18 protein-coding genes are annotated in these 22686 nt (G+C 68.0%); 16 read left to right on the forward strand and 2 right to left on the reverse strand.

Annotated features, from left to right (window positions below):
• Window positions 1-20: 20 nt before the first annotated feature.
• Window positions 21-1832, reverse strand: a complete 1812-nt coding sequence (locus HNP73_RS02575; protein ID WP_184146817.1) for a PHA/PHB synthase family protein — start codon at window positions 1830-1832, stop codon at window positions 21-23.
• On the opposite strand from HNP73_RS02575, the gene HNP73_RS02580 reads away from it, so the two are divergent.
• Together HNP73_RS02580 and HNP73_RS02585 are read left to right on the forward strand one after the other, a co-directional pair.
• Complete coding sequence (locus HNP73_RS02580) at window positions 1819-2325, forward strand: hypothetical protein (RefSeq protein WP_184146819.1); 507 nt, start codon at window positions 1819-1821, stop codon at window positions 2323-2325. The two genes, HNP73_RS02575 and HNP73_RS02580, sit on opposite strands and share 14 nt — an antisense overlap.
• A gap of 193 nt (window positions 2326-2518) precedes the next feature.
• Complete coding sequence (locus HNP73_RS02585) at window positions 2519-3361, forward strand: hypothetical protein (protein ID WP_184146821.1); 843 nt, start codon at window positions 2519-2521, stop codon at window positions 3359-3361.
• Between the two features lie 166 nt (window positions 3362-3527).
• On the opposite strand, the gene HNP73_RS02590 is transcribed toward HNP73_RS02585, so the two are convergent.
• Window positions 3528-4592 (reverse strand): LacI family transcriptional regulator, encoded by a 1065-nt coding sequence (locus HNP73_RS02590; RefSeq protein WP_184146823.1) that lies wholly within the window; start codon window positions 4590-4592, stop codon window positions 3528-3530.
• Window positions 4593-4895: 303 nt separating this feature from the next.
• On the opposite strand from HNP73_RS02590, the gene HNP73_RS02595 reads away from it, so the two are divergent.
• From HNP73_RS02595 to HNP73_RS02660, 14 genes are all read left to right on the forward strand, one after another.
• Window positions 4896-6125 carry an ABC transporter substrate-binding protein gene (locus tag HNP73_RS02595; RefSeq protein ID WP_184146825.1) on the forward strand — a complete coding sequence of 410 codons (1230 nt, stop codon included), beginning with the start codon at window positions 4896-4898 and terminating at the stop codon, window positions 6123-6125.
• A gap of 67 nt (window positions 6126-6192) precedes the next feature.
• Complete coding sequence (locus tag HNP73_RS02600) at window positions 6193-7086, forward strand: carbohydrate ABC transporter permease (protein WP_184146827.1); 894 nt, start codon at window positions 6193-6195, stop codon at window positions 7084-7086.
• Window positions 7079-7984, forward strand: coding sequence for a carbohydrate ABC transporter permease (locus HNP73_RS02605; protein WP_343063183.1), 906 nt, complete (start codon window positions 7079-7081; stop codon window positions 7982-7984). The genes HNP73_RS02600 and HNP73_RS02605 overlap by 8 nt, the downstream gene beginning before the upstream one ends.
• Window positions 7985-7988: 4 nt before the next feature.
• A complete protein-coding gene (locus HNP73_RS02610; RefSeq protein WP_221288146.1) occupies window positions 7989-9155 on the forward strand; it encodes an ABC transporter ATP-binding protein in 1167 nt (388 codons plus the stop codon).
• Between the two features lie 16 nt (window positions 9156-9171).
• The gene (locus tag HNP73_RS02615; RefSeq protein ID WP_184146829.1) at window positions 9172-11577 is read left to right on the forward strand and encodes a glycoside hydrolase family 2 protein; all 2406 of its coding nucleotides are present in this window, start codon (window positions 9172-9174) and stop codon (window positions 11575-11577) included.
• Window positions 11578-11595: 18 nt separating this feature from the next.
• The gene (locus HNP73_RS02620) at window positions 11596-12351 is read left to right on the forward strand and encodes a sugar phosphate isomerase/epimerase family protein (protein WP_184146831.1); all 756 of its coding nucleotides are present in this window, start codon (window positions 11596-11598) and stop codon (window positions 12349-12351) included.
• Complete coding sequence (locus HNP73_RS02625) at window positions 12352-13488, forward strand: Gfo/Idh/MocA family protein (protein ID WP_184146833.1); 1137 nt, start codon at window positions 12352-12354, stop codon at window positions 13486-13488.
• 13 nt (window positions 13489-13501) lie between these two features.
• Entirely contained in the window at window positions 13502-14533 is a 1032-nt protein-coding gene (gene mgrA / locus HNP73_RS02630; protein ID WP_184146835.1) for an L-glyceraldehyde 3-phosphate reductase, read from the forward strand.
• A 153-nt stretch (window positions 14534-14686) separates the two neighbouring features.
• Window positions 14687-15103 (forward strand): VOC family protein, encoded by a 417-nt coding sequence (locus tag HNP73_RS02635; protein ID WP_184146837.1) that lies wholly within the window; start codon window positions 14687-14689, stop codon window positions 15101-15103.
• Window positions 15104-15394: 291 nt separating this feature from the next.
• Window positions 15395-17011, forward strand: a complete 1617-nt coding sequence (locus HNP73_RS02640; protein WP_184146839.1) for a glycoside hydrolase family 43 protein — start codon at window positions 15395-15397, stop codon at window positions 17009-17011.
• Window positions 17012-17103: 92 nt separating this feature from the next.
• Entirely contained in the window at window positions 17104-17805 is a 702-nt protein-coding gene (locus HNP73_RS02645; RefSeq protein ID WP_184146841.1) for a response regulator, read from the forward strand.
• Window positions 17806-17925: 120 nt separating this feature from the next.
• Window positions 17926-19053 carry an FIST N-terminal domain-containing protein gene (locus tag HNP73_RS02650; RefSeq protein WP_246399479.1) on the forward strand — a complete coding sequence of 376 codons (1128 nt, stop codon included), beginning with the start codon at window positions 17926-17928 and terminating at the stop codon, window positions 19051-19053.
• On the forward strand, window positions 19050-21269 hold the full coding sequence (locus HNP73_RS02655; protein WP_343063184.1) for a hybrid sensor histidine kinase/response regulator: 2220 nt from the start codon (window positions 19050-19052) through the stop codon (window positions 21267-21269). Before HNP73_RS02650 ends, HNP73_RS02655 begins: the two co-directional genes overlap by 4 nt.
• Window positions 21270-21403: 134 nt before the next feature.
• Window positions 21404-22639 carry a lytic murein transglycosylase gene (locus tag HNP73_RS02660; RefSeq protein ID WP_184146843.1) on the forward strand — a complete coding sequence of 412 codons (1236 nt, stop codon included), beginning with the start codon at window positions 21404-21406 and terminating at the stop codon, window positions 22637-22639.
• The last annotated feature ends 47 nt before the right edge of the window (window positions 22640-22686 follow it).

The raw sequence follows: 22686 nt of genomic DNA on the forward strand, positions 1-22686 counted from the left end.
CGGAGCCCCGATGCCATGGTTCACTCCCGGTCGAACCGGACCCGCACGTAGGAGCCCGGCGCGTCCTCAACGACTCCGAGAACCGCGCCCGGCTCCCGTGCCGGGATCCTGCGGCCCGACCGGGCCTTGAGCCAGGCATCCCAGTCCACCCACCAGCTCCCCGGCGTCTCGGTCGCGCCCTTCATCCAGTCTTCGAGCGTGGGGTTCGACATGTCGTCGTTGGTCCAGAACTGATATTTCTGCAGCGCGGGCGGGTTCACCACGCCGGCGATGTGCCCCGAGCCCGAGAGCACGAAGCGGACCTTCGCCTTCTTCATCTCCTTCGCGCCGCGATAGACCGAGGCCGCCGGCGCGATGTGATCCTCGCGCGTCGCCACATGATAGACCGGCCCGCGGATGTCAGCGAGCGTGACCGGCTCGCCGCGTACGGTCAGCTCGCCCTTGGCAAAGGCATTCCGGATGTAGAACTCGTTGAGATAGAAGCGATGCACCCGCGCCGGCATCGCGGTGGAGTCGGCGTTCCAGTACAGCAGATCGAACGGGAACGGATCCTTCCCGAGCATGTAGTTCGAGACCATGTAGCCCCAGATCAGGTCGTTCGCCCGCAGCATGTTGAAGGCATCCGCCATCTTGCCGGCCGGCATGAAGCCCTTCTCCATCTCCTCGCCGACCACTTCGAGGATGTGCTCGTCCACGAAGATCTGCAGCTCGCCCGCGTCCTCGAAATCATGCTGCGCGGTGAAGAAGGTCGAGCTTGCCACCCGCTTGTCGCCGGTCTTGCCCATCCACGCGAGAAGCGTCCCCGCGAGGGTGCCGCCGATGCAGTAGGAGACGAGGTTCAGGCTCTTCTGACCGGTCTCCTCCAGCACCTTGTCGATCGCGGTGCCTGCGCCCTCGAAGATGTAGTCCTCCCACGTCAGCTGGCCGTGGCGCTCGTCGGGGTTCACCCACGACACCATGAAGACGGTGTAGCCCTGTTCGGTCAGCCATTTCACCATGCTCTTCTTCGGATTGAGATCGAGCACGTAGTACTTGTTAATCCACGGCGGCAGGATCAGCAGCGGCTTCGTGTAGACCGTCTCGGTCACCGGCGCGTACTGGATGAGCTGGAAGATGTTGTTCTGCCAGATTACCTTGCCGGGGGAGACCGCCGTGTTGCGGCCAACCTCGAAGGCGTCCATGTCGGTCTGGCGGATCAGGAGCTTGCCCTTGCCGCGATCGAGGTCGGCCAGCATCATCTTGAGGCCGCGCACGAGGTTCTCGCCCTTCTCGTTCGCCGTCGCCTCGAGCACCTCGGGGTTCAGCGCGAAGAAGTTGGCCGGGTTCATCGCCTCGACGAACTGCCGGGTGTAGAACGCCGCCTTGCGCCGCTCCTTCGGGTCCATCTCGCCGACGCTGCCGACCGTGTCCTGAATCCAGCCCGAGGTCAGCAGGTACGACTGCTTCAGGTAGTCGAAGAGGGCGTTCTCGGACCATTCCTTGTGGGCGAAGCGCCGGTCGGGTTTCAGCATGTGCGGCAGGTCGGGGGTGTCGACGGCGTCCTTGGAGCCCATCCACTTCAGCATGGCGTTCTGCCAGAGCGTCTGCTGTGCCGCCCAGTACTCGATCGTCTTGTCGGCGACCTGCTGCGGGTTGTCCCACATGGTGCGGTAGAGCTCGGCGAAGGTCGGCCAGGTGTTGAGCGGATCGGCGCGCTTGGGCGCGCCCTCCTGCATCTGGCCGGCGAGGAAGCGCTGCCAGATCTGGCCCGAGATGTCGAACACCTCGGCCATGTTGTGCGCGATCTCCTTGCCCTGCTCGGAGAGTGTGCCCTGTCCCTTGTCGTCGCTCATGTGGCCTCCCCAGGTCATCAGTGCCGACGCGCGCGGCTTGTCGGGCGGCGGCGCGGCCGATAGTACAGGGTTCTCCGGCCATTTGAACGTTTGCACAGCCATGCGCCTCACCTTTCTTGCTGCCGGTCTGGCCATCCTCGCGCTCGGCGGCTGCGAGGTGCCGCGCGGCGCGGTCTCGCCGATCTCGCAGCGGGCCGCGCAGGCACCGGCGCCGGCGCTGATCGAGACGGCGCGATTCGATGCGGCCCTGGCCAGCGCGGAGCCTGACACCCGGCGCCTTGAGGCGGACCGGGATGCGCTCGCGGCGCGCGCGGCGGCGCTGCAGGCGCGGGCTGCCGAGCTCGCGGTGCCGGTGATGCCGACGGACGAGCGGGCGCGCCTCGAAGCGGGCGTGACGTCGCCACCCGTCGTTTCCGATCCCGATCCCGCGGGCGGGGCGTCCGGGCCGGCGCCCGGCGGGACACCCGCCAGCTCGCCGGGCGGGACGCGGTAACCCGGGAACGGAACCAACTCTCTTCGCGATGCATTTCCCTGTCAGATCGGGCGTCAGGCCACCGAGCTTGCCCCGATACGACAACCATCGTGGAAGGGAGCGCGATCGTGAACGCCATCATCTACCTTGTCGGTCTCATCGTCATCGTCATGGCGGTCCTGTCGCTCATCGGCCTGCGCTGAGGAGCGGATCCATGGCATCTGAAGAGCTTTATCGCGCCTCGGTGACCACGCGGACCGTCGAAGGCGGCGCGGCCGGGGTGAGCTATGTCGACTGGGGGGCGATCCTCGCCGGAACGGTCCTGACGGTGACGTTGTCGCTGGTGCTCATCACCTTCGGGTCGGCGGTGGGTCTGTCGGCGAGTTCGTTCCAGCCGGGAGAGGGTGTGTCGCTCTTCTGGTTCGCGGTCGCGTCGGGGATCTGGTTCGTCTGGGTGGCGGTCACCAGCTTCGGGGCCGGCGGCTATTTGGCCGGGCGGCTGCGGCGGCGGGTTGGCGGGGCCAGCGTGGACGAGATCGAGGTTCGCGACGGCGCGCACGGGCTCATGGTCTGGGCGACCGCGGCGCTGGTTGCGGCGGTTCTGGGCGCGAGCGGCATCACCGGTGTGATCAGCTCGGCCGGGAAGGCCGCGGGCACGGTGGCGCAGACGGCGGCCGACGCGGTGGGCGGTGATGTGAGCTACATCGGCAGCCGGCTGATGCAGGGCGATGGCGATCAGGCGACGGCGGTCCTGAAGCGGACGCTGGCCGACGGGCAACTCGGGCCGGAGGATCGCGAGTACCTGGTGAACATGGTCGCGCAGAAGACCGGCCAGTCGCCCGAGCAGGTGCAAGCGCAGGTCGACCGGGCGGTCGCCGAGGCGCAGGAGCTCTATCAGAAGGCCGTGACGGCCGCGGAGACGGCACGCAAGGCGGCGGCGATCGCGGCGTTCGTGGCGGCGGCGACGCTGATGGTGAGTGCTGCGGCAGCCTATCTCGCGGCGATGGCCGGGGGCGACCACCGTGACCGCAACCTGCCATTCGGCACGTTCAAATAGGAGGGAAGCATCATGCCCGCCCTGATCGCCTGGCTGCTCGGAGCGCCGCTTCTGGTCGTGATCATCATCGCGTTCCTGACCTGACCTGACCTGACTGGCGCGCACGTTGTGCGGACGGATCAAGACGTTGATTGTCAATGACAATCATGATCTCGTCAGGAGGTTGTCAACCTTCGTCAGAACCGCCCGGGGCAATGTCCCCGGGCGGTTCTTCAAGTCTCTGGAGCCGCTCGGGCGGGACGCCCTCGATGGTGCGGACCACCGCCTCGGCCAGCGCGTTGCCGGCGGCGCGGAAGTTCTCGTGGATCACGATCGTCTCGCGCCGGAACTTCTGCATGATCCGAAACGAGTCCTTGACCGCGAGGTCGAAGTCGCGGCCGACTTCGAAACCCTCGGCCTCCGCCGCGCCGATCACCGCAATCGCCGAGTTCGCCGATCCACAGACAAAGCCGTCCGGCCGGCGGCGGGACGACCGCATCATCCTCGCCACCTCGGCCTCGATCGCCTCGTGACTGCTGTCGGTGGTGACGTCTCGCATGGGAATGTCGATGAGATCGAGCCGGTCGATGGCGCGCTCGAAGCCCATGCTCATGTGATGGGCGAAGGTGAGCGCGCCCGGCGGGCGGAGCAGCGCGAGCCGCCGGCGGCCACGGGCAGCGAGACGCTCCACCGCCATCTCGGCATAGCGCTCGTTGTCGAAATCGAAGAAAGGATGCGCGACACCCATGTCGGTGCGTCCGTGCGTGGCGAAGGGAAAGCCGCGCTCGTGCAGGTAGCGCACCCGTGCGTCCTGCGGTTCGGTGCGCGAGAAGATCACCCCGTCGGCCGAGGCGGTCTCGACAATGTAGCGCACCGGGTCGAGCGGATCGTTCTGCAGGCTGTAGGGCGTCACGATCAGGTGGTAGGGCGAGCCCGCCAGATATTCCGAAATGCCGTGGACGAGATGCGAGGTGAGGCCCAGCACCTCGGTCTCGACGGACAGGATCAGGCTGATGACATTGGTCTTGCCGGTCCTGAGCCGGACGCCGGCGCGGTTCGGACGATAGCCGATCTGGTTCGCCACGAGGCGGACCCGCTCCTTGGTGGCCTGGCCGATGTCGGGCGCGTCGTGCAGCGCGCGCGACACCGTCGTCACCCCGAGACCGGTCATGTAGGCGATGGTCTTGAGGGTCGGCCTGCCCGCCGCGTCCCGCGGCGCCCCCGCTCCATCCCTTCCGTCGACAGCGGACATACACCTTCTCCCAGCCCCGAATCGGACGATAGATCGGAACTTCGGCAAGCGCAAATCTGAAACGATGCAGTATGGACGCGCGCCCTCCGGGACCAAGCGAACCGCAAACGCGAACATCATACGGGTCGGCGACCACCTTCGGAAAAAAGCTTCAACTTCTCTGCCTTTATGCGAATCCTTTCCCTGCTGGCCACCTACCCGACAGGTCATCTTGCGGTGATGAACTCGACCATTGCCTAACGCGGATCGGCCCCGTAGGATTGCTACTGCAACGATGCAGAAAACATCATCGGGAGGCTCTTCATGATCAGACGCTCGCTGGCCGCGCTGCTCGCGGCATCGGTGGTGTTGCCCGTCGCGGCGCGCGCGGCCGATCTCGAGGTCACGCACTGGTGGACATCGGGCGGCGAGGCAGCCGCGGTCGCGGAGCTTGCCAAGGCGTTCGACGCGACGGGCAACAAGTGGGTGGACGGCGCGATCGCGGGATCGGGCGACACCGCACGGCCGATCATGGTGAGCCGGATCACCGGCGGCGACCCGATGGCCGCGACCCAGTTCAACCACGGCCGGCAGGCCGAGGAGCTGGTGGCCTCGGGGCTGATGCGCAACCTCGACGAAGTGGCGGCTGCCGAGAACTGGAAGGACGTGATCAACCCGCCGTCGCTGCTCGAGGGCTGCACGCTCGACGGCCACCTCTACTGCGTGCCGGTAAACATCCACTCGTGGGAGTGGCTGTGGCTGTCCAACCAGGCATTCGCCGACGCGGGCGTCGCGGTGCCCACCAACTGGGACGAGTTCGTTGCCGCCGGCCCGGCGCTCGAGAAGGCCGGCAAGGTGCCGCTCGCCCTCGGGCAGCAGGGCTGGCAGATGAGCGGGCTCTTCAAGGACCTGGTCCTCGGCCTCGGCGGCAAGGATCTCTATCTCAAGGTCTACGGGGACAAGGACTCCGATCTGGCCGGCGGCGCCGACATGGCGAAGGTCTTCAAGGCGCTCGGGGACGCGCGAACCCTCGCCAAGGGCTCGAACGTGCAGAACTGGAACGAGGCGACCGCCATGGTGATCTCCGGCAAGGCCGGCGGCCAGGCCATGGGCGACTGGGCGCAGGGCGAGTTTCAGGTGGCGGGTCAGGTCGCGGGCAAGGATTACACCTGCCTCGCGGGGCTCGGCGGCGCGCAGTACATCACCACGGGCGGCGACGCGTTCTACTTCCCCGCCCTCGAGGACGAGGAGAAGTCCAAGGCGCAGGAGGTGCTGGCCGAGGTCATGCTGTCGCCCGAGACGCAGGTCGCGTTCAACCTCAAGAAGGGCTCGCTGCCGGTGCGCGGCGACGTCAATCTCGAGGCGGCAAACGACTGCATGAAGAAGGGGCTCGCCATCCTGAAGGAGGGCAACGTGCTGAAGAGCGCGGATGAACTGCTCAGCCCCGACACGACGACCCAGCTCAACGACCTGATGAGCGAGTTCTTCTCGACCGAATTGACGCCCGAGGACGCCCAGGCGCGCTTCGCGGAGCTGATCGCCAGCGCCGACTGACGCTTGAGCCGCCGGCCCGCGACAAGGGGGCCGGCGCCATCCCGGGACAAACGAGGGGGGCAGTCCCATGGCGTCCGATACCCGGCCGAGGCGGCCTTTCAGGAACCTGAGCGCGAAGATCGCGTCGATTCCGATGATCGTGACCGCGGTCTGCGTGTTTCTCGGCGGCACGCTCTGGACGGTAGTCTATTCCTTCACCAACTCGAAGCTCCTGCCGCGGCTGAACTTCGTCGGGCTCGATCAGTACGACCGGCTGTGGTCGACGCCGCGCTGGCTCGTCTCGATCGAGAATCTGGCGATCTACGGGGTGCTGAGTCTGATCTTCAGCTTCGTGATCGGCTTCCTGCTGGCAGCGCTGCTCGACCAGAAGATCCGCTTCGAGAACACGTTCCGCACGATCTTCCTCTATCCGTTCGCGCTCTCCTTCATCGTCACCGGGCTGGTCTGGCAATGGATCCTGAACCCGGATTTCGGCGTGCAGAACATCGTGCGCTCGCTCGGGTGGGAGAGCTTCACCTTCAACCCGCTCTATGACGCGAACCTCGTGATGTACGGCATCGTCCTCGCCGGGCTCTGGCAGGGCACGGGCCTCATCATGTGCCTGATGCTCGCGGGCCTGCGCGGCATCGACGAAGACATCTGGAAGGCGGCGCGAGTCGACGGGATCCCCACGTGGAAGACCTATCTCTACGTGGTCATCCCGATGCTCAGACCGGTCTTTGTCACCACGCTCGTCATCGTCATGGCCGGCATCGTGAAGCTCTACGACCTCGTCGTCGCCATGACGAGCGGTGGTCCGGGCAACGCCTCGGAGGTGCCGGCGAAATACGTCTACGAGTTCATGTTCCGGGCGCAGAACCTCGGACAGGGGTTCGCGGCATCGACCATGATGCTGTTGACGGTGGCGATCATCATCATTCCGTGGGCATATCTCGAATTCGGAGGCAGGCGCCGTGGCTGATCCTGTGGCGGCCGGCCGCGCCGAGCCGCGGGGCACGCGCCCCCGCCGGGCGCTCTCGCGGCGCAACGTCATGCTCTACGGCGTGCTGATCGTCGTGGCGCTCTACTACCTGCTGCCGCTCTACGTGATGGTGGTGACCTCGCTGAAGGGGATGCCCGAGATCCGGCTCGGCAACATCTTCTCGCCGCCGATGGAAATCACCTTCGAGCCCTGGGTGAAGGCGTGGTCGGAGGCCTGCACCGGGCTCAACTGCGACGGGCTCTCGCGCGGGTTCTGGAATTCGGTCAGGATCACCGTGCCCTCGGTGGTGCTGTCGATCGCGATTGCCTCCGTCAACGGCTATGCGCTGGCGAACTGGCGGTTCAGGGGGTCGGAGGTATTCTTCGCCATCCTGATCTTCGGCGCGTTCATTCCCTATCAGGTGATGCTCTATCCGATCGTGATCATGCTGCGCGAGATCGGGCTCTACGGCACGCTGAGCGGGCTCGTGCTGGTGCACACGATCTTCGGGATGCCGATCCTGACCCTGCTCTTCCGCAATTACTTCGCGTCGGTGCCGGAGGAGCTCTTCAAGGCGGCGCGGGTGGATGGCGCGGGGTTCTGGGGGATCTACTTCAAGATCATGCTGCCCATGAGCCTGCCGATCTTCGTGGTGGCGATCATCCTGCAGGTCACGGGCATCTGGAACGACTTCCTGTTCGGCGTGGTCTACACCAAGCCCGACACGTATCCGATGACGGTTCAGCTCAACAACATCGTCAATTCGGTGCAGGGCGTGAAGGAATACAACGTCAACATGGCGGCTACGATCATCACCGGGCTGGTGCCGCTCGTCATCTACTTCATTTCCGGCAAGCTTTTCGTGCGCGGCATCGCCGCCGGCGCGGTCAAGGGATAGGGCCATGAACCAGATGACGAACCCGGCCGCGACCAGCGTGGCGGTGAAGGATCTGCGGCTCGCCTATGGCAGCCTGACGATCCTCGACGACCTGAGCCTCGACATCGGCGAGGGTGAGTTCATCGTGCTGCTCGGGCCGTCGGGGTGCGGGAAGTCGACGCTCTTGAACTGCATCGCGGGGCTGCTCGACATCACCGACGGGCAGATCTGGATCAAGGGCAGGAACGTCACCTGGGAGGAGCCGAAGGACCGGGGCATCGGCATGGTGTTCCAGTCCTACGCGCTCTATCCGCAGATGACGGTGCGCGGCAACCTTGCCTTCGGGCTGAAGAACGCCGGGCTGCCGCGGGGCGAGATCGACAAGCGCATCGCGCGGGCGGCGGAAATCCTGCAGATCCAGCCGCTGCTCGACCGCAAGCCCGCCGCGCTCTCGGGCGGGCAGCGGCAGCGTGTGGCGATCGGGCGGGCGCTGGTGCGCGACGTGGACGTGTTCCTGTTCGACGAGCCCTTGTCGAACCTCGATGCCAAGCTGCGCTCGGAGCTTCGCGTGGAGATCAAGCGGCTGCACCAGCAGCTTCGGAACACGATGATCTATGTGACCCACGACCAGATCGAGGCGTTGACGCTCGCTGACCGGATCGCGGTGATGCGGGGCGGGATCATCCAGCAGCTCGCGGATCCGAAGACGATCTACAACAAGCCCGCGAACCTGTTCGTGGCGGGCTTCATCGGCTCGCCGGCGATGACGTTCCTGAAGGGGCAGATCGGCGAGCGCGACGGGGTGCGGACGTTCGAGGCGGGCGGCTCCACGATCGCGCTCGACCAGTATCGCGGCGAGGTGCCCGCGCGCGGCACGGCGGTGATCCTCGGCGTGCGGCCGGAGCATGTGGCGGCTGGGCATGTGGCGGCCGGGCATGGAGCGGCTGGGCATGGAGCGGCTGGGCATGGAGCGGCTGGGCATGGAGCGACGGGAGCTGGCGGCGCGGCGGCGAAGGTCGAGATCGACGAGCCCATGGGATCGGACAGCCTGCTCTGGCTGCGCTTCGCCGGACAGGCGCTGTCGGCGCGCGCGCCGGCCGAGCACGGGTTCAAGGCCGGCGACGCGGTCAGCCTCGGCTTCGACATTTCCAAGGCATCGCTCTTCGACACCGAGACCGAACAGCGGCTCTGAGACCGCGAGGGGGACCATGCTCGACCTGAGCGGAGACTGGGCGCTGCAAGACGGCGAGGGGCGCATCCACCTCACGATGCGGCTGCCCGGGGACGTGCATTCGGCGCTGTTTGATGCCGGGCTGATCCCCGACCCCTATGCCGGGCGCAACGAGTATGACGTGCGCTGGGTGGCCGATCGCGACTGGATCCTCAGCCGCAGCTTCGAGCATTCCGGCGAAGGCCCGGCGACCCTCGTCATCGACGAGTTCGACACGGTGGGCGAGATCCGCCTGAACGGCCGCGAGGTCCGTTCGCCATCCTCGGCGTTCCAGCCGGTCTTCGCCGACCTTGGTGAGGCGCTGGTGCCGGGGACGAACCTCATCGAGATCACGCTGCGCTCGCCGACCGCGGCCGCGAACGAGCGGGCGGCCCGACAGCCCTATCCGGTGCCCTATCACGCCGGCAACTGCCCGATCCCGAACGGCAACATGCTGCGCAAGCCGCAATGCGACTTCGGCTGGGACTGGGGCATCGCGCTCTGCCCGATGGGCCTTTACGGCCGGATCGCCATCGCCGGCCCGGAAGGCTGCATCAGGAGCGTCCGGGTGGAGCAGCAACACAAGCCCGGCGAGGTGATGGCGACGATCGCCGTCCATGCATCCGGACTCGGCCCGGCAAGCGAGGTGCCGTGGCGCGCAACCCTTTGTGGCGTCGAGCGAACGGGCGTGGAACGCGTGTCCGGGGGCCTCGTCTGGCTGGGCGACGTCGGGCTCCTGATCCGCGACCCCGATCTCTGGTATCCGGCGGGCTATGGTCCCCAGCCGATCCACGATCTCGTGGTCGAGCTCGGCCAGCTTCGCACCGTCCTGAAGCTCGCGCTCCGCGACATCCGGCTCGTGTCGGAGCCGGACGCGGTCGGGCGGAGCTTCGCGTTCCGTGTGAACGGCCGGCCGGTCTTCTGCCGGGGCGCGAACTGGATCCCGGCAGACGCGCTGCCCGGCCGGATCACCGGGGAGAAGACCACCGCGCTCCTCCGCTCGGCGGCGGCGGCCAACATGAACATGGTCCGGGTCTGGGGTGGCGGCCGCTACGAGCCGCTCTCGTTCTACGAGGCATGCGACGCGCTCGGCCTGCTCGTCTGGCAGGATTTGATGTTCGCCTGCCATCTCTATCCGTCGGACGAGTGCTTTCTCGACGATGTGGAATGTGAGGTCGGGACTCAGGTCGACCGGATCGGGCATCACGTGGCGCTCTGGTGCGGCGACAACGAGCTTCTCGGGGCGCTCAACTGGTTCGAGGAGAGCCGGAGGAACCGCGACCGCTATCTCGTGGCCTACGACCGGCTGAACCGCCGGATCGAAGCGGCGGTGCGCCGTGCGTCGGACACCGCGAACTGGTGGCCGTCGAGCCCCTCCCCCGGGCCGATGAGCTTCGGCGACGCCTGGCACGACGACACGAGCGGCGACATGCACTTCTGGTCGGTCTGGCACGAGGGGCGCGACTTCGAGCACTACCGCGACGTCCGCCCGCGCTTCTGCTCCGAGTTCGGCTTCCAGTCCTTCCCCTCGCTGCCGGTGATCGAGAGCTTCGCCGCCGGGACCGATCTCAACATCTCCTCGCCGGTGATGGAGAGCCACCAGAAGAACGCGGGCGGCAACGCGCGCATCACCGAGACGATGCTGCGCTACTTCCGCTTCCCGAAGGATTTCGCGAACTTCGTCTGGCTGTCACAGGTTCAGCAGGGCGTGGCGATCAGGACCGCCGTCGACTCCTGGCGGAGCCTCAAGCCGCACTGCATGGGCACGCTCTACTGGCAGCTGAACGACACCTGGCCGGTGGCGAGCTGGTCGAGCCTCGACTACGGCGGCGGCTGGAAGATCCTGCACCACATGGCCCGGCGCTTCTTCGCGCCGATCCACGTGGCGGCGATCCCCGAGGGCGAGGCCGTGCGGCTGATGGCGATGAACGACACCGCCGGGCCGGTGGAGATCAGCCTCGAGGTGCTGGCCGCGACGCTCCACGGCGAGACCCGGCCGCTCGCGACGGCGGAGGCGCGTGTCGGGACGGAAGCCGCCGAGTGCCTTGCCGAGGTGCCCACGGGTGCGCTGGGCGAAGGTGAGTTCCTCGCCTTCCGCTGGCGCGCGTCGGACGGCGGTGCCGGCGGCGACGTGCTGCCGCTGGTGCGCTGGAAGTCCCTTGACCTCCCCGACCCGAAGGTCACGTTGAACGTGACGCCGGACGGACGCACGCTGCGCGCCCGGCTCTCGGCGCAGGCGGTGGCGCTCTTCGCCACCGTCGAGGCGTCGAAGCCCGGACGCTTCTCCACCAACGCTGTGACGATCTTTCCCGGGCATGACGCCGAGATCGTCTTTACCCCCGACGACGGTGAGATCGCCGGCGTCACGCTCGCAACCCGCGACCTCTATTCGAGCTTCGCCTGACTGCCACGGAGGCCCCCGATGACCGAATTCTCCTATCAGCTCTATTCGTCGCGGAACTTCCCGCCATTGGCCGACACGCTGAAGATGCTGGCCGAAGTCGGCTATCGCAATGTCGAGGGCTATGGCGCGCTCTATGCCGACGACGCCAAGGTCGCCGAACTCAGCAACCATCTCGGCGACAACAATCTGAGGATGCCCACCGCCCATATCGGCCTCGACATGCTGGAGGGCGAGCCCGGGAAGGTGCTGGCGATCGCGAAGGCCCTCGGGATCGAGACGATATACTGCCCCTATCTCGCGCCCGGCGACCGGCCCACCGACGGCGCCGGCTGGCGGGCGTTCGGCGAGCGGCTGCAGCTTGCCGGGATGCAGTTCCGCGAGGCGGGCCTCGGGTTCGGCTGGCACAACCACGACTTCGAGTTTCAGCGCACCGCCGATGGCGTGCTGCCGATCATGGCGCTCTTCGAGGGCGGGCCGGACCTCGAGTGGGAGGCCGATCTCGCCTGGGTGGTGCGCGGCGGCGCCGATCCGCTGGAGTGGATCCGGAACTACGGCAAGCGCATCACGGCGGTGCACATGAAGGACATCGCGCCCCCGGGCGAGAAGGCCGACGAAGACGGCTGGGCCGACGTCGGCACCGGCACGGTGGACTGGAAGACCATCATGGCGGCGCTTCGGACCACGCGGACGAGGTACATCATCATGGAGCACGACAACCCGAAGGACGACCGGCGTTTCGCCGAGACGTCACTTGCGAATGCGGAGGCGCTCTGAATGTCCGGGAAGCTCGGAATCGGCATTATCGGCTGTGGCAACATCTCCGCGGCGTACTTCCGGCTGGCGCCGCTGTTTCGCGGGCTGGAGGTGCGGGCGTGTGCCGACATCGCCCCCGCAGTCGCCGAGGCGCGGGCGGCGGAGTTCGGGGTCAGGGCCGAGAGCGTCGAGGCGCTGCTCGCCGATCCCGACATCGACGTCGTCATCAACCTCACCATCCCGGCGGCGCATTTCGGGGTGACGAAGGCGGCGCTCGAGGCCGGCAAGCACGTCTACTCCGAGAAGCCGTTCGTGCTCGGCGTCGAGGAGGGGCTGGAGCTGAAGACGCTGGCCGACGCGAAGGGCCTGAGGGTGGGCTCGGCGCCGGACACCTTCCTCGGCGGCGCGCAACAGCTCGCGCGGCGGCTGATCGACGACGGGGCGCTGGGCACGATCACCGCCGGCACCGCCTTCGTGCTCAGCCACGGCATGGAGATGTGGCATCCGAACCCGGGGTTCTTCTTCCTGCCGGGCGGCGGGCCGATGCTCGATCTCGGGCCGTATCAGGTGGCGGCGCTCATCAACCTCATCGGGCCGGTGCGCCGGGTGGCCGCAATGACCGGGGCGGCGACGCCCACCCGGCTGGTGACTGCGGACGGGCCGGTGAAGGATCAGGAGATCCCGGTGGAGACGCCGACCACGGTGCAGGCACTCATGGAGTTCGAGAGCGGCGCGCTCGTGATGATCAACGCGAGCTGGGACGTCTGGGGCCACCGGCACCGGCAGCCGATCGAGCTTTACGGCACCGAGGGCACGCTGTTCGTCCCGGACCCGAACTGGTTCGGTGGCACGGTGGAGGTGGCCGGGCGTGACGGCACGGTGCGCGAGGAAGTGTGGGAGCATCCGCTGGGCGTACCGAACGACACGCGGCCGGGCGGCACGCTCGCCAACTACCGCACCGCCGGGCTCGCCGACATGGCGGCGGCGATCCTCGAGGGCCGCGAGGCGCGTTGCGGACTGGAGCGGGCGCTGCACGGCATCGACGTGATGACCTCGATCCTGCGATCCGGCGAGACCGGGCGGTTCATCGAGCTCCAGACCACCTGTACCCGCCCCGAGGCGCTCGACCCGGACGCCGCGCGCGCGCTGCTCGCCTGAAGGAGATCCCCCCATGCCTTACGTTCCCGCCGAAGACCGCTACAGCCGCATGGTCTATCGCCGCTGCGGCGCAAGCGGCCTCAACCTGCCAGCGATCTCGCTCGGTCTCTGGCACAACTTCGGCGAGGACACGCCGCACGCGACGAAGCGGGCGATCGTGCAGGCCGCGTTTGACAACGGCATCACCCACTTCGATCTGGCGAACAACTACGGACCGCCGCCGGGATCGGCGGAGACGGCGTTCGGGGAGATCCTCGCGACCGACCTGAAGGGGTATCGCGACGAGCTCATCATCTCGTCGAAGGCGGGCTATCTCATGTGGCCCGGGCCCTACGGCGAGTGGGGGAGCCGGAAGTACATCGTGGCCTCCTGCGACCAGAGCCTCAAGCGCATGGGGCTCGACTACGTGGACATCTTCTATTCCCACCGCTTCGACCCGGACACGCCGCTCGAGGAGACCATGGGGGCGCTCGACCATCTGGTACGCTCGGGGCGCGCGCTCTATGCCGGCATCTCGTCCTACAGCGCGGCGAAGACCCGGGAGGCGGCGGCGATCCTGAAGGATCTGGGCACGCCCTGCCTGATCCACCAGCCGAGCTACAACATGATCAACCGCTGGGTGGAGCGGGATGGGCTGAAGGAGACGCTGAAGGAGCTCGGCATCGGCTCGATCGCCTTCACGCCGCTGGCGCAGGGGATGCTGACGGCGAAGTACCTGAACGGCCTGCCGGAGGGCAGTCGCGCGACGCAGGGCAAGTCGCTCCGGCGCGAGTTCCTGAGCGAGAAGGCCATCGAGAACATCCGGGCACTCAACGCCATCGCCGAGCGGCGCGGCCAGACGCTGGCACAGATGGCGATCGCCTGGGTGCTCCGCGACGGCGGCATCACCTCGGCGCTGATCGGCGCGTCCCGCGCCAGTCAGGTGGAGGACTGCGTCGGTGCCGTCGCGAACCTTGAGTTCTCGCCCGAGGAGCTGGCAGAGATCGACACCTACGCCAACGAGGAAGACATCAACCTCTGGGCAAGGTCGTCGGATGCCGGGTGACGGCCCGGAGACGCGCGGCCGACACGGCAGGCGCGGGCGGGGCGCGGCGCGCGAGCCGGTCGGGCGGAGCCCCGGCGTTCGCCGCCCCGGCGGGGATTGCGTGGCATCGCTGCAAGCGATCGTGCGCAGGCCCCCCGGAGTGGGACACGCGGCATGATCGCCTACGTCACCGTCGGCGCCGATGACATCGCGCGCGCGAAACGCTTCTACTCCGCGTTCCTGCCAGCCCTCGGCTACGGCCTGACCGAGGGGCGCGAGGGCCTGAGTTTCGCGCTGCCAGCAAGACCGGGGCAGTCTCCCGCCGCGCCGGAATTCTACGTCAAGCCGACGTTCGACGGGCGTCCGGCCTCGGCCGGGAACGGCGCCATGACCGCATTCGAGGCGCGCGGCCAGAAGCAGGTGCGCGACCTCCACGCCGCCGCGCTTGCGGCGGGCGGCTCCGACGAGGGCCAGCCGGGCTTCCGTGCGGCATACGGGCCTCACTTCTACGTTTGCTACCTACGCGACCCTCAGGGGAACAAGATCGCGCTGTTTTCCAACGATCCGAACGAGCCCGGGCGCGACGGGTAGCCGCGGGTTCACAGTGGGGGAGGGAGATGCTGAGCCATACGCCGCATTTCGGAGGATCGGTCTGCGCTGGCCGGTCCCCGTGCAGCCAGCGCCGACGGCGGCCGCGAGGCATCGGACGGGCGCGGAGCCTCCCCGCATTGACCTCTCGCCCCTGCGGAGAAATCGTGCATACGCTCCGTGAATGGGCCGTGGGCACGGGCCGTGCGTTCCCCGTGCATTGAGGAAATCGTCGTTAACCCTTGAAATCGCAGCCCGACCCGAAGCCATGACCAGACACGGAGCGAGGCGCCCATGATCCGCAATCCGATCTTGAAGGGCTTCAACCCCGACCCCTCCATCGTCCGGGTCGGCAGGGACTACTTCATCGCCACCTCGACGTTCGAGTGGTATCCGGGTGTCCAGATCCATCACAGCCGGGATCTGGCGAACTGGCGGCTCGTCACGCGGCCGCTCGACCGGGCGAGCCAGCTCGATCTCAGGGGTGAGCCCGACAGTTGCGGGGTGTGGGCGCCGTGCCTGTCGTTCGCGGACGGCCTCTTCTGGCTGATCTATACGGACGTGAAGCGCTACGACGGCAACTTCAAGGACGCGCACAACTACCTCGTCACGGCACCGGCGATCACCGGGCCGTGGTCGGATCCGGTCTACCTGAATTCCTCCGGGTTCGATCCGTCGCTGTTTCACGACGATGACGGGCGGAAGTGGTTCCTGAACCAGCAGTGGCGGCATCTGAGCGACAGTGTCGGCGGCAAGCCGAAGCATCCGGCGTTCGATGGCATCCTGTTGCAGGAGTACGACCCCGCCGCCCGCCGGCTCACCGGGCCGATCCGCAACATCTTTCCGGGATCGCCGCACGGGCTGGTGGAGGGGCCACATCTCTGGAAACGCGCGGGCTGGTACTATCTCACCACTGCCGAGGGCGGCACCGGCTATGACCATGCGGTCACCATGGCGCGCTCGCGGAACCTGGGTGGCCCCTACGAGCTGCACCCGGAGACCTTCCTGCTGACCTCGAAGGACGCGCCCGACGCGGCGCTTCAGCGCGCGGGGCATGGCCAGATCGTCGAGACGCCGGAGGGTGAGGTCTACCACACGCATCTCTGCACCCGACCGCTGCCGGGTACCCGGCGGAGCCCGCTCGGCCGCGAGACCGGTTTGCAGAAATGCGTGTGGCGCGACGACGGCTGGCTCTATCTCGCCCACGGCGGTCTGGTGCCGGCGCTCGACGTCGAGGCGCCGCGCGGTGTGGAGGCGTCCGCCCCGGAACCTGACCAGCCGGTGGAGTACCGCTTCGACGGCGCGACGTTGCCGCTCGATTTCCAGTGGCTGCGCACCCCCTGCCCCGAGCGACTTTTTACTTTGACCGGTGAAGTATTGCGCCTTCATGGGCGCGAGTCACTCGGCAGCTGGTACGAGCAGGCGCTGGTGGCGCGGCGACAGGAGCATCACGCCTATCGGGCCGAAACCCGGCTCCGCGCGTTCGCGCCCGACACCTACCAGCAGGCGGCGGGCCTCACGACTTATTACAATCGCTCGAAGCTCCATGCACTCATGGTATCGCATGACGACGCCCTCGGGCGGACGCTGACAATCATGTCCTGCCCCGGGGAATGGCCCGATGCCCGGCTGCGTTTCCCGGTGGCGCCGATGCAGGTACCGGACGGGCCGCTCGAGCTTGCGGTCGAGGTTCGCGGCGCAGTGCAGCAGTTCTTCTGGCTTACTGGGGGCGATTGGCAGGCATTCGGCCCGGAACTCGACGCGAGCGTCATTTCCGACGAGGGCGGGCGGGGCGAACATGGCTCATTCACCGGCGCTTTCGTCGGGCTCGTGGCGTTCGATACCTCGGGCCGCTCCTGTCCGGCGGACTTCGATGTCTTCTCCTACCGGCAGATCTTCACCCCGAACTGATAATCGGAGAGAGACCTCGCCCTCGGACCTTGGTAGAAGTCCCGAAGCGCGCCGTTGGTGTGTTATCGTCGATACGAGACCGGAGACCCCATATGCGTGCAGTAAAGGACCAAGCCCCCCCGCCAGGCGCCTCGGGGATCCGGGTGGCGCTGGTGATTGATGATCACCCGCTGTTCTGCGAGGCGCTCACGCTGACGCTGCGCACGGCACTCAGCGTGCAGGACATCGCCACGGCCGCCTCCCTCGCGGAGGGGATCGAGCGGGCGCAGGCGGCGCCGACGCCCGATATCATCCTGCTCGATCTTCGGCTGCCCGACACTGACGGGCTCGATGGTCTCATCCGCCTGCGCAAGGTGGTGGGCGAGACCCCGATCATCGTCATCTCGTCGCTCTCGGACGACCGGATGATCGCCTCGGTCATCAAGGCCGGCGCCTCGGGCTTCGTCCCGAAGCACAGCCAGCGGGCGGTGTTCGTCGAGGCGATCGACCGCATCCTCGCCGGACACACCTACACCCCCGAGGGCTACGTCGCCCCGGCGGACGACGAGACATTCGACGAAGACGACATCATCGAGCGCCTGCGCTCGCTGACGGCGCAGCAGGCCCGCATCCTCGAGCTGGTCTGCGAGGGCAAGCTCAACAAGCAGATCGCCTATGAGCTCGACATCGCCGAAACGACGGTGAAGGCGCACCTGACCGCCATCCTCCGCAAGCTGCATGTGCAGAGCCGCACGCAGGCCGTCCTCATCGCCCAGAACGCCCGCTTCGCCGCGATCCTGAGCGGTCAGCGCTGATCGCTGGACTCGCACGGCCGATGGGATAAAGTCCGCGCCTGATCTCCACGATGGGAGGATAGCGGGCTGGACGGGGTCAACCCCACACCGGCCGGGGTGGCGAACCTCGGCGGTGGCGCCATGGTGAGCGCCCACGCGCCGGCCCGGCATCCGCGGCAGGCGATCGCCGAGTTGCGCGACCTGTTCGGCGAGGACCCGTGCGCGCTCGTGGTCGTCTTTGCGAGCCCCGACGCCGATCTCGATGCCGTTGCCGCGGCCGGGATCGAACTCTTTCCCGGGACGCCGGTGGTGGGCTGCACCACGGCGGGCGAGATCGCGAGTTCGGGCTATGCCGAGCACGAGATCGTCGTCGTCGGCTTTCGCGCCAGCCATTTCCGCGCCAAGGCGGCGATCATCTCCGATCTTGCGGCACTCGACCCCGAGGTGGCGGCGGCGCAGGCGGTGCGGCTCCGCGCCGAGCTCGGGGCGGAGGAACCAGGCTGGCGCTGGGAGTTCGCCTTCCTGCTGATCGACGGGTTGTCGCGCCGGGAGGATCAGCTCGTCTCCGCGCTCCGACTCGGCCTTGGCACCATCCCGCTCTTCGGCGGCTCGGCGGGCGACGGGCTCGACTTCCGCCAGACCTTCGTGCTGGCGGACGGAGTCTTCCGCAGCGATGCCGCAGTGCTCGTGCTGCTGCGCACCCGCTGCCGGATCGAGGTCTTCAAGTTCGACAATCTCGAGCCCGTGCCGATCAAGATGATCGTCACCGACGCCGAGCCCGAGCGGCGCATCGTGCGCGAGCTGAACGCGGCCCCGGCGGCGCAGGAGTACGCCCGGCTGATCGGCCGCGACCCGGACAATCTCTCGCCCTTCACCTTCGCCTCGCATCCGGTGGTGGTGCGCATCGGCGGCCAGCATCATGTGCGGGCGATCCAGAAGGTGGAGCCGAACGGCGACCTGGTGTTCTTCTCGGCGATCGACGAGGGGCTGGTGCTGACCCTTGCCGAGCCCACGCCGATCGCGCGGCATCTGGAACAGGCGCTGGGCGAGCTCGACCGCCGTGGCCGCCCCGAGGCGATCCTCGCCTGCGACTGCATCCTGCGCCGCCTCGCGGTCGAGCAGGTGCAGGGCATCCGCGAGGTCTCGCGCATCCTCTCCGATCACCACGTCATCGGGTTCTCGACCTATGGCGAGCAGTTCAACTCGGTGCACGTGAACCAGACGATGACCGGCGTCGCGATCTATCCGGCGGAGGAGGACCCGACGTGAACCTTGCCGCCTCGCTGCTCGCACCGGAGGACTCGCTCGAGACGCGCAACTCCAAGCTCCTGAAGATGACGTCGGTCCTCATGGCGCGGGTGGAGCGCTCGACCGACGACAGCGGCGCGGCCTACGCGCACTTCCAGCGGGCGCTGATGCTCGAGGACCAGGTGCGCGATCGCACCCGCGATCTCGAGCACACCCTCGACGAGCTGAACCAGTCGAACGCCCGGCTCTCGCAGGCGATGCGCGAGGCCGAGGGGGCCCGGGCCGACCTCTTCGACGCGCTCGAGGCGGTGCGGGAGGGCTTTGCGCTTTTCGATCAGGACGACCGGCTCGTCATGTCGAACAGCCGGTTCTGCGAGCTGCTGCCTGATCTGCAACCCCGGCTCGAACCGGGGCTGCGCTTCACCGAGTACGTGGCGCTGGCGGCGAGGAGCCCGCATCTCGCGTTGCACAGCGGCCGGTCTCGGCTGGGCTGGCTGAAGGAGCGGCTGCGGCATCACCGGCTGCCGTCGGTGACCTTCAACGTCCAGACCACCAACGACCGCTGGCTTCAGGTGAGCGAGCAGCGCACCCCGGGTCAGGGGACGGCGATCCTGCAGACCGACATTACCGAGCTCATCCAACTGGAGCGACAGGAGCGGGACAAGCTGCTCGACGAGCAGGCGCGGCTGATCCGCGCCACTCTCGACCATGTGGGACAGGGCATCGCCATCTTCGATGCCGGCAACCGCCTCGTCGGGTGGAACGAGCGGTTGCGGCAGCTTTTCCTGCTGCCCATGCGGCTGCTCCGGGTCGGCACCGGCTTCACCGGCCTTGCTGCGCATCTGCGCACGGCGCTTATGCCCGAGGATGCCCCGGCCTTTGCGCGCCTCGCGGCCTGGGTCAACACCCGCGACGGGCGCCCGCCGCTCGACCTGCAGTTCACCACACGCAACGGCATCCGGCTCGACGCCTTCGGGCAGGAGATGCCCGATCGCGGCTTCGTGGTGAGCTTCACCGACGTGACCGCCGAGCGCGAGGCGCGCCTCGCGCTGCTCGCCGCCAACGAGGGGCTGGAACAGCGGGTGCTGGAGCGCACGCTGGCGCTCGAGAACGCCCTTGCGCAGGCCGAGCGGGCCAACGCGTCGAAGTCGCGCTTCGTGGCGGCGGTGAGCCATGATCTCCTGCAACCCCTGAGTGCCGCGAAGCTGTTCCTCGCGGCACTCGACTCGGCGGCCTCGCCCGACGAGGTCACGCTCACCGTCAACCGGGCGCGCAGTGCCTTCGAGAGCGTCGAGAGCATCCTCGGGGCGCTGCTCGACATCTCGCGGCTCGATTCGGGCGCGGCCGGGATCACTCCGGCGACCTTCCCGCTCGACGGGCTCCTGACGCGGCTCGGCGACGAGTTCCGCGAGCTTGCCCGGCAGCAGGGGCTCGACCTGCGGGTCGTGCCGTCGAGCCTCGTGGTGCGCAGCGACGCCTCCTATCTGCGGCGGGTGGTGCAGAACCTGATTGCCAACGCGGTGCGCTACACCCCGTCCGGCAAGGTGCTGGTGGGCGTGCGGCGCGCCGGCGGCGCGGCACGCATCGAGATCTGGGACACCGGCCCCGGCATCCCGGCGGACGACCGCGAGGCGGTGTTCCACGAGTTTCACCGGCTGGCGAACGGGCACAGCGCCGGCGGCATGGGCCTCGGGCTCGCCATCGTCGAGCGGGCCTGCGCGCTGCTCGATCATCCGCTTGAACTCATCTCCGAGGAGGGGCGCGGGACGGGCTTTCGCATCACCGTGCCGCTGGTCGGCGAGCGGCATGCACGGGTCGACCGCTCGGCGCCCGAGACCATGCTGCCGCAGGATGTGGAAGGCGTCGTTGCGCTGGTCGTCGAGAACGACAGCACGGTGCGCACGGCGCTCGTCGGTCTGCTCGAGACCTGGGGGGTGAGCGCGCTCGATGCCGCCGGCCCGGAGGACGCGCTTGGTCTCCTTGCCGATCTTGGCATCGCGCCTGACGTGATCGTCGCGGACTATCACCTCCACGACGATCACGACGGCCTGCAGGTGATCGCCGCGCTTCGGGCGAGGTACGGCGTCATCCCTGCGGTCCTCGTCACCGCGGACCGCAGCCGCCGACTCGCCGACCGCTGCGCCGCCCTCGGGATCCCGCTGCTCAACAAGCCGGTGGAGCCCGCGCGGCTCCGGGCGGTGCTTGCCCACTGCCACCCCTGTCGCGCCGCGAGGTGAGGCGCCCGCGTCCTGATGCCGGCTCTGCCGATCGGTCGACGGGGCGGGTCAAAATTGCCACGCAGGGCTTTCGCCCGCGCACCGCGCCCGCTACCATGGGTTGCAAAAACACCCCCCCGAGCAGGAGATAGCCGTTGTTCCGGATCCCCCTCGCGACGTTGACGCTCGCCTTCGTGGTCGGCGGCTGCGCCGGTGCGAATCCGCCCCAGACCGAAAGCGCGCCGCCATCCCGGTCGATTGCGAGCCCGCAGCCGGAAAGCTTCATCACCTGGCGCGAGAGCTTTCGCCCCAAGGCGATGGCCGCCGGCATCACGCCGGGCGTCTTCAATGCCGCTTTCACCGGAGTCGGGGTCAATGCCGACGTGGTGCGCCTCGACGGCAGGCAGGCCGAGTTCACCAAGCCGATCTGGGAGTATCTCGACAGCGCCGCCTCGCCCACGCGCATCGAGACCGGACAGGCGCAGCGCGCGGCCCTGAAGCCGACGCTCGACGCCATCGAGGCACGTTACGGCGTCGACCAGCAGGTCGTCCTCGCGGTCTGGGGGATGGAGTCGAACTTCGGCAAGAACCGCGGCTCGATCCCGGTCATCGAGAGCCTTGCCACCCTCGCCTACGACGGCCGGCGCCAGAGCTTCGCCGAGGAACAGCTGATCGGCGCGCTGCGCATCCTGCAGTCGGGGGACGTGGATCCGAGGCACATGACCGGCTCCTGGGCGGGCGCCATGGGCCATACGCAGTTCATCCCCACGAGCTACCTGAGCTACGCGCAGGATTTTGGCGGCGACGGCCACCGCGACGTCTGGTCCGACGATCCGACCGACGCCCTCGCCTCGACGGCGAACTATCTCGCACGCGCCGGTTGGGTCCACGGCCAGCCCTGGGGCATGGAGGTGCGCGTGCCGTCAGGCTTCAACTATGGCAGCGCCGATGCCGCGAACATCCACCCGACATCGGACTGGAGCGCGCGCGGCGTCACCCGGCTGAGCGGCGCGCCCTTGCCCGAGTACGGCCCCATGGCGATCATCGCCCCGGCCGGCGCGCGGGGGCCGGCCTTTGCCGTCTACCGCAACTTCGCGGTCATCAAGCGCTACAACAACGCCACCTCCTACGCGATGGGGGTCGGACACCTGGGCGACCGGATCATGGGAGCGGGGCCGTTTCAGGGCACCTGGCCGCGCGGTGACCGGGAGCTGTCGCGCAGCGAGAAGATCGAGTTGCAGAAAGAGCTGATGGCGCGCGGCTATGCCACCGGCGAGGCTGATGGCGTCATCGGCCCCGACACCACGACGGCGATCCGCGCCTACCAGCGCAGCGTCGGCATGGTACCGGACGGCTACGCCAGCGCGGCGCTCCTGCAGAAGCTGCGCTGAGGCGGGGACGGCGGAGGACCGCCAGCATCATGGGCGGCGTGCCGGGC

It is taken from the genome of Amaricoccus macauensis (genome assembly GCF_014201905.1).
Taxonomy (GTDB): domain Bacteria; phylum Pseudomonadota; class Alphaproteobacteria; order Rhodobacterales; family Rhodobacteraceae; genus Amaricoccus; species Amaricoccus macauensis.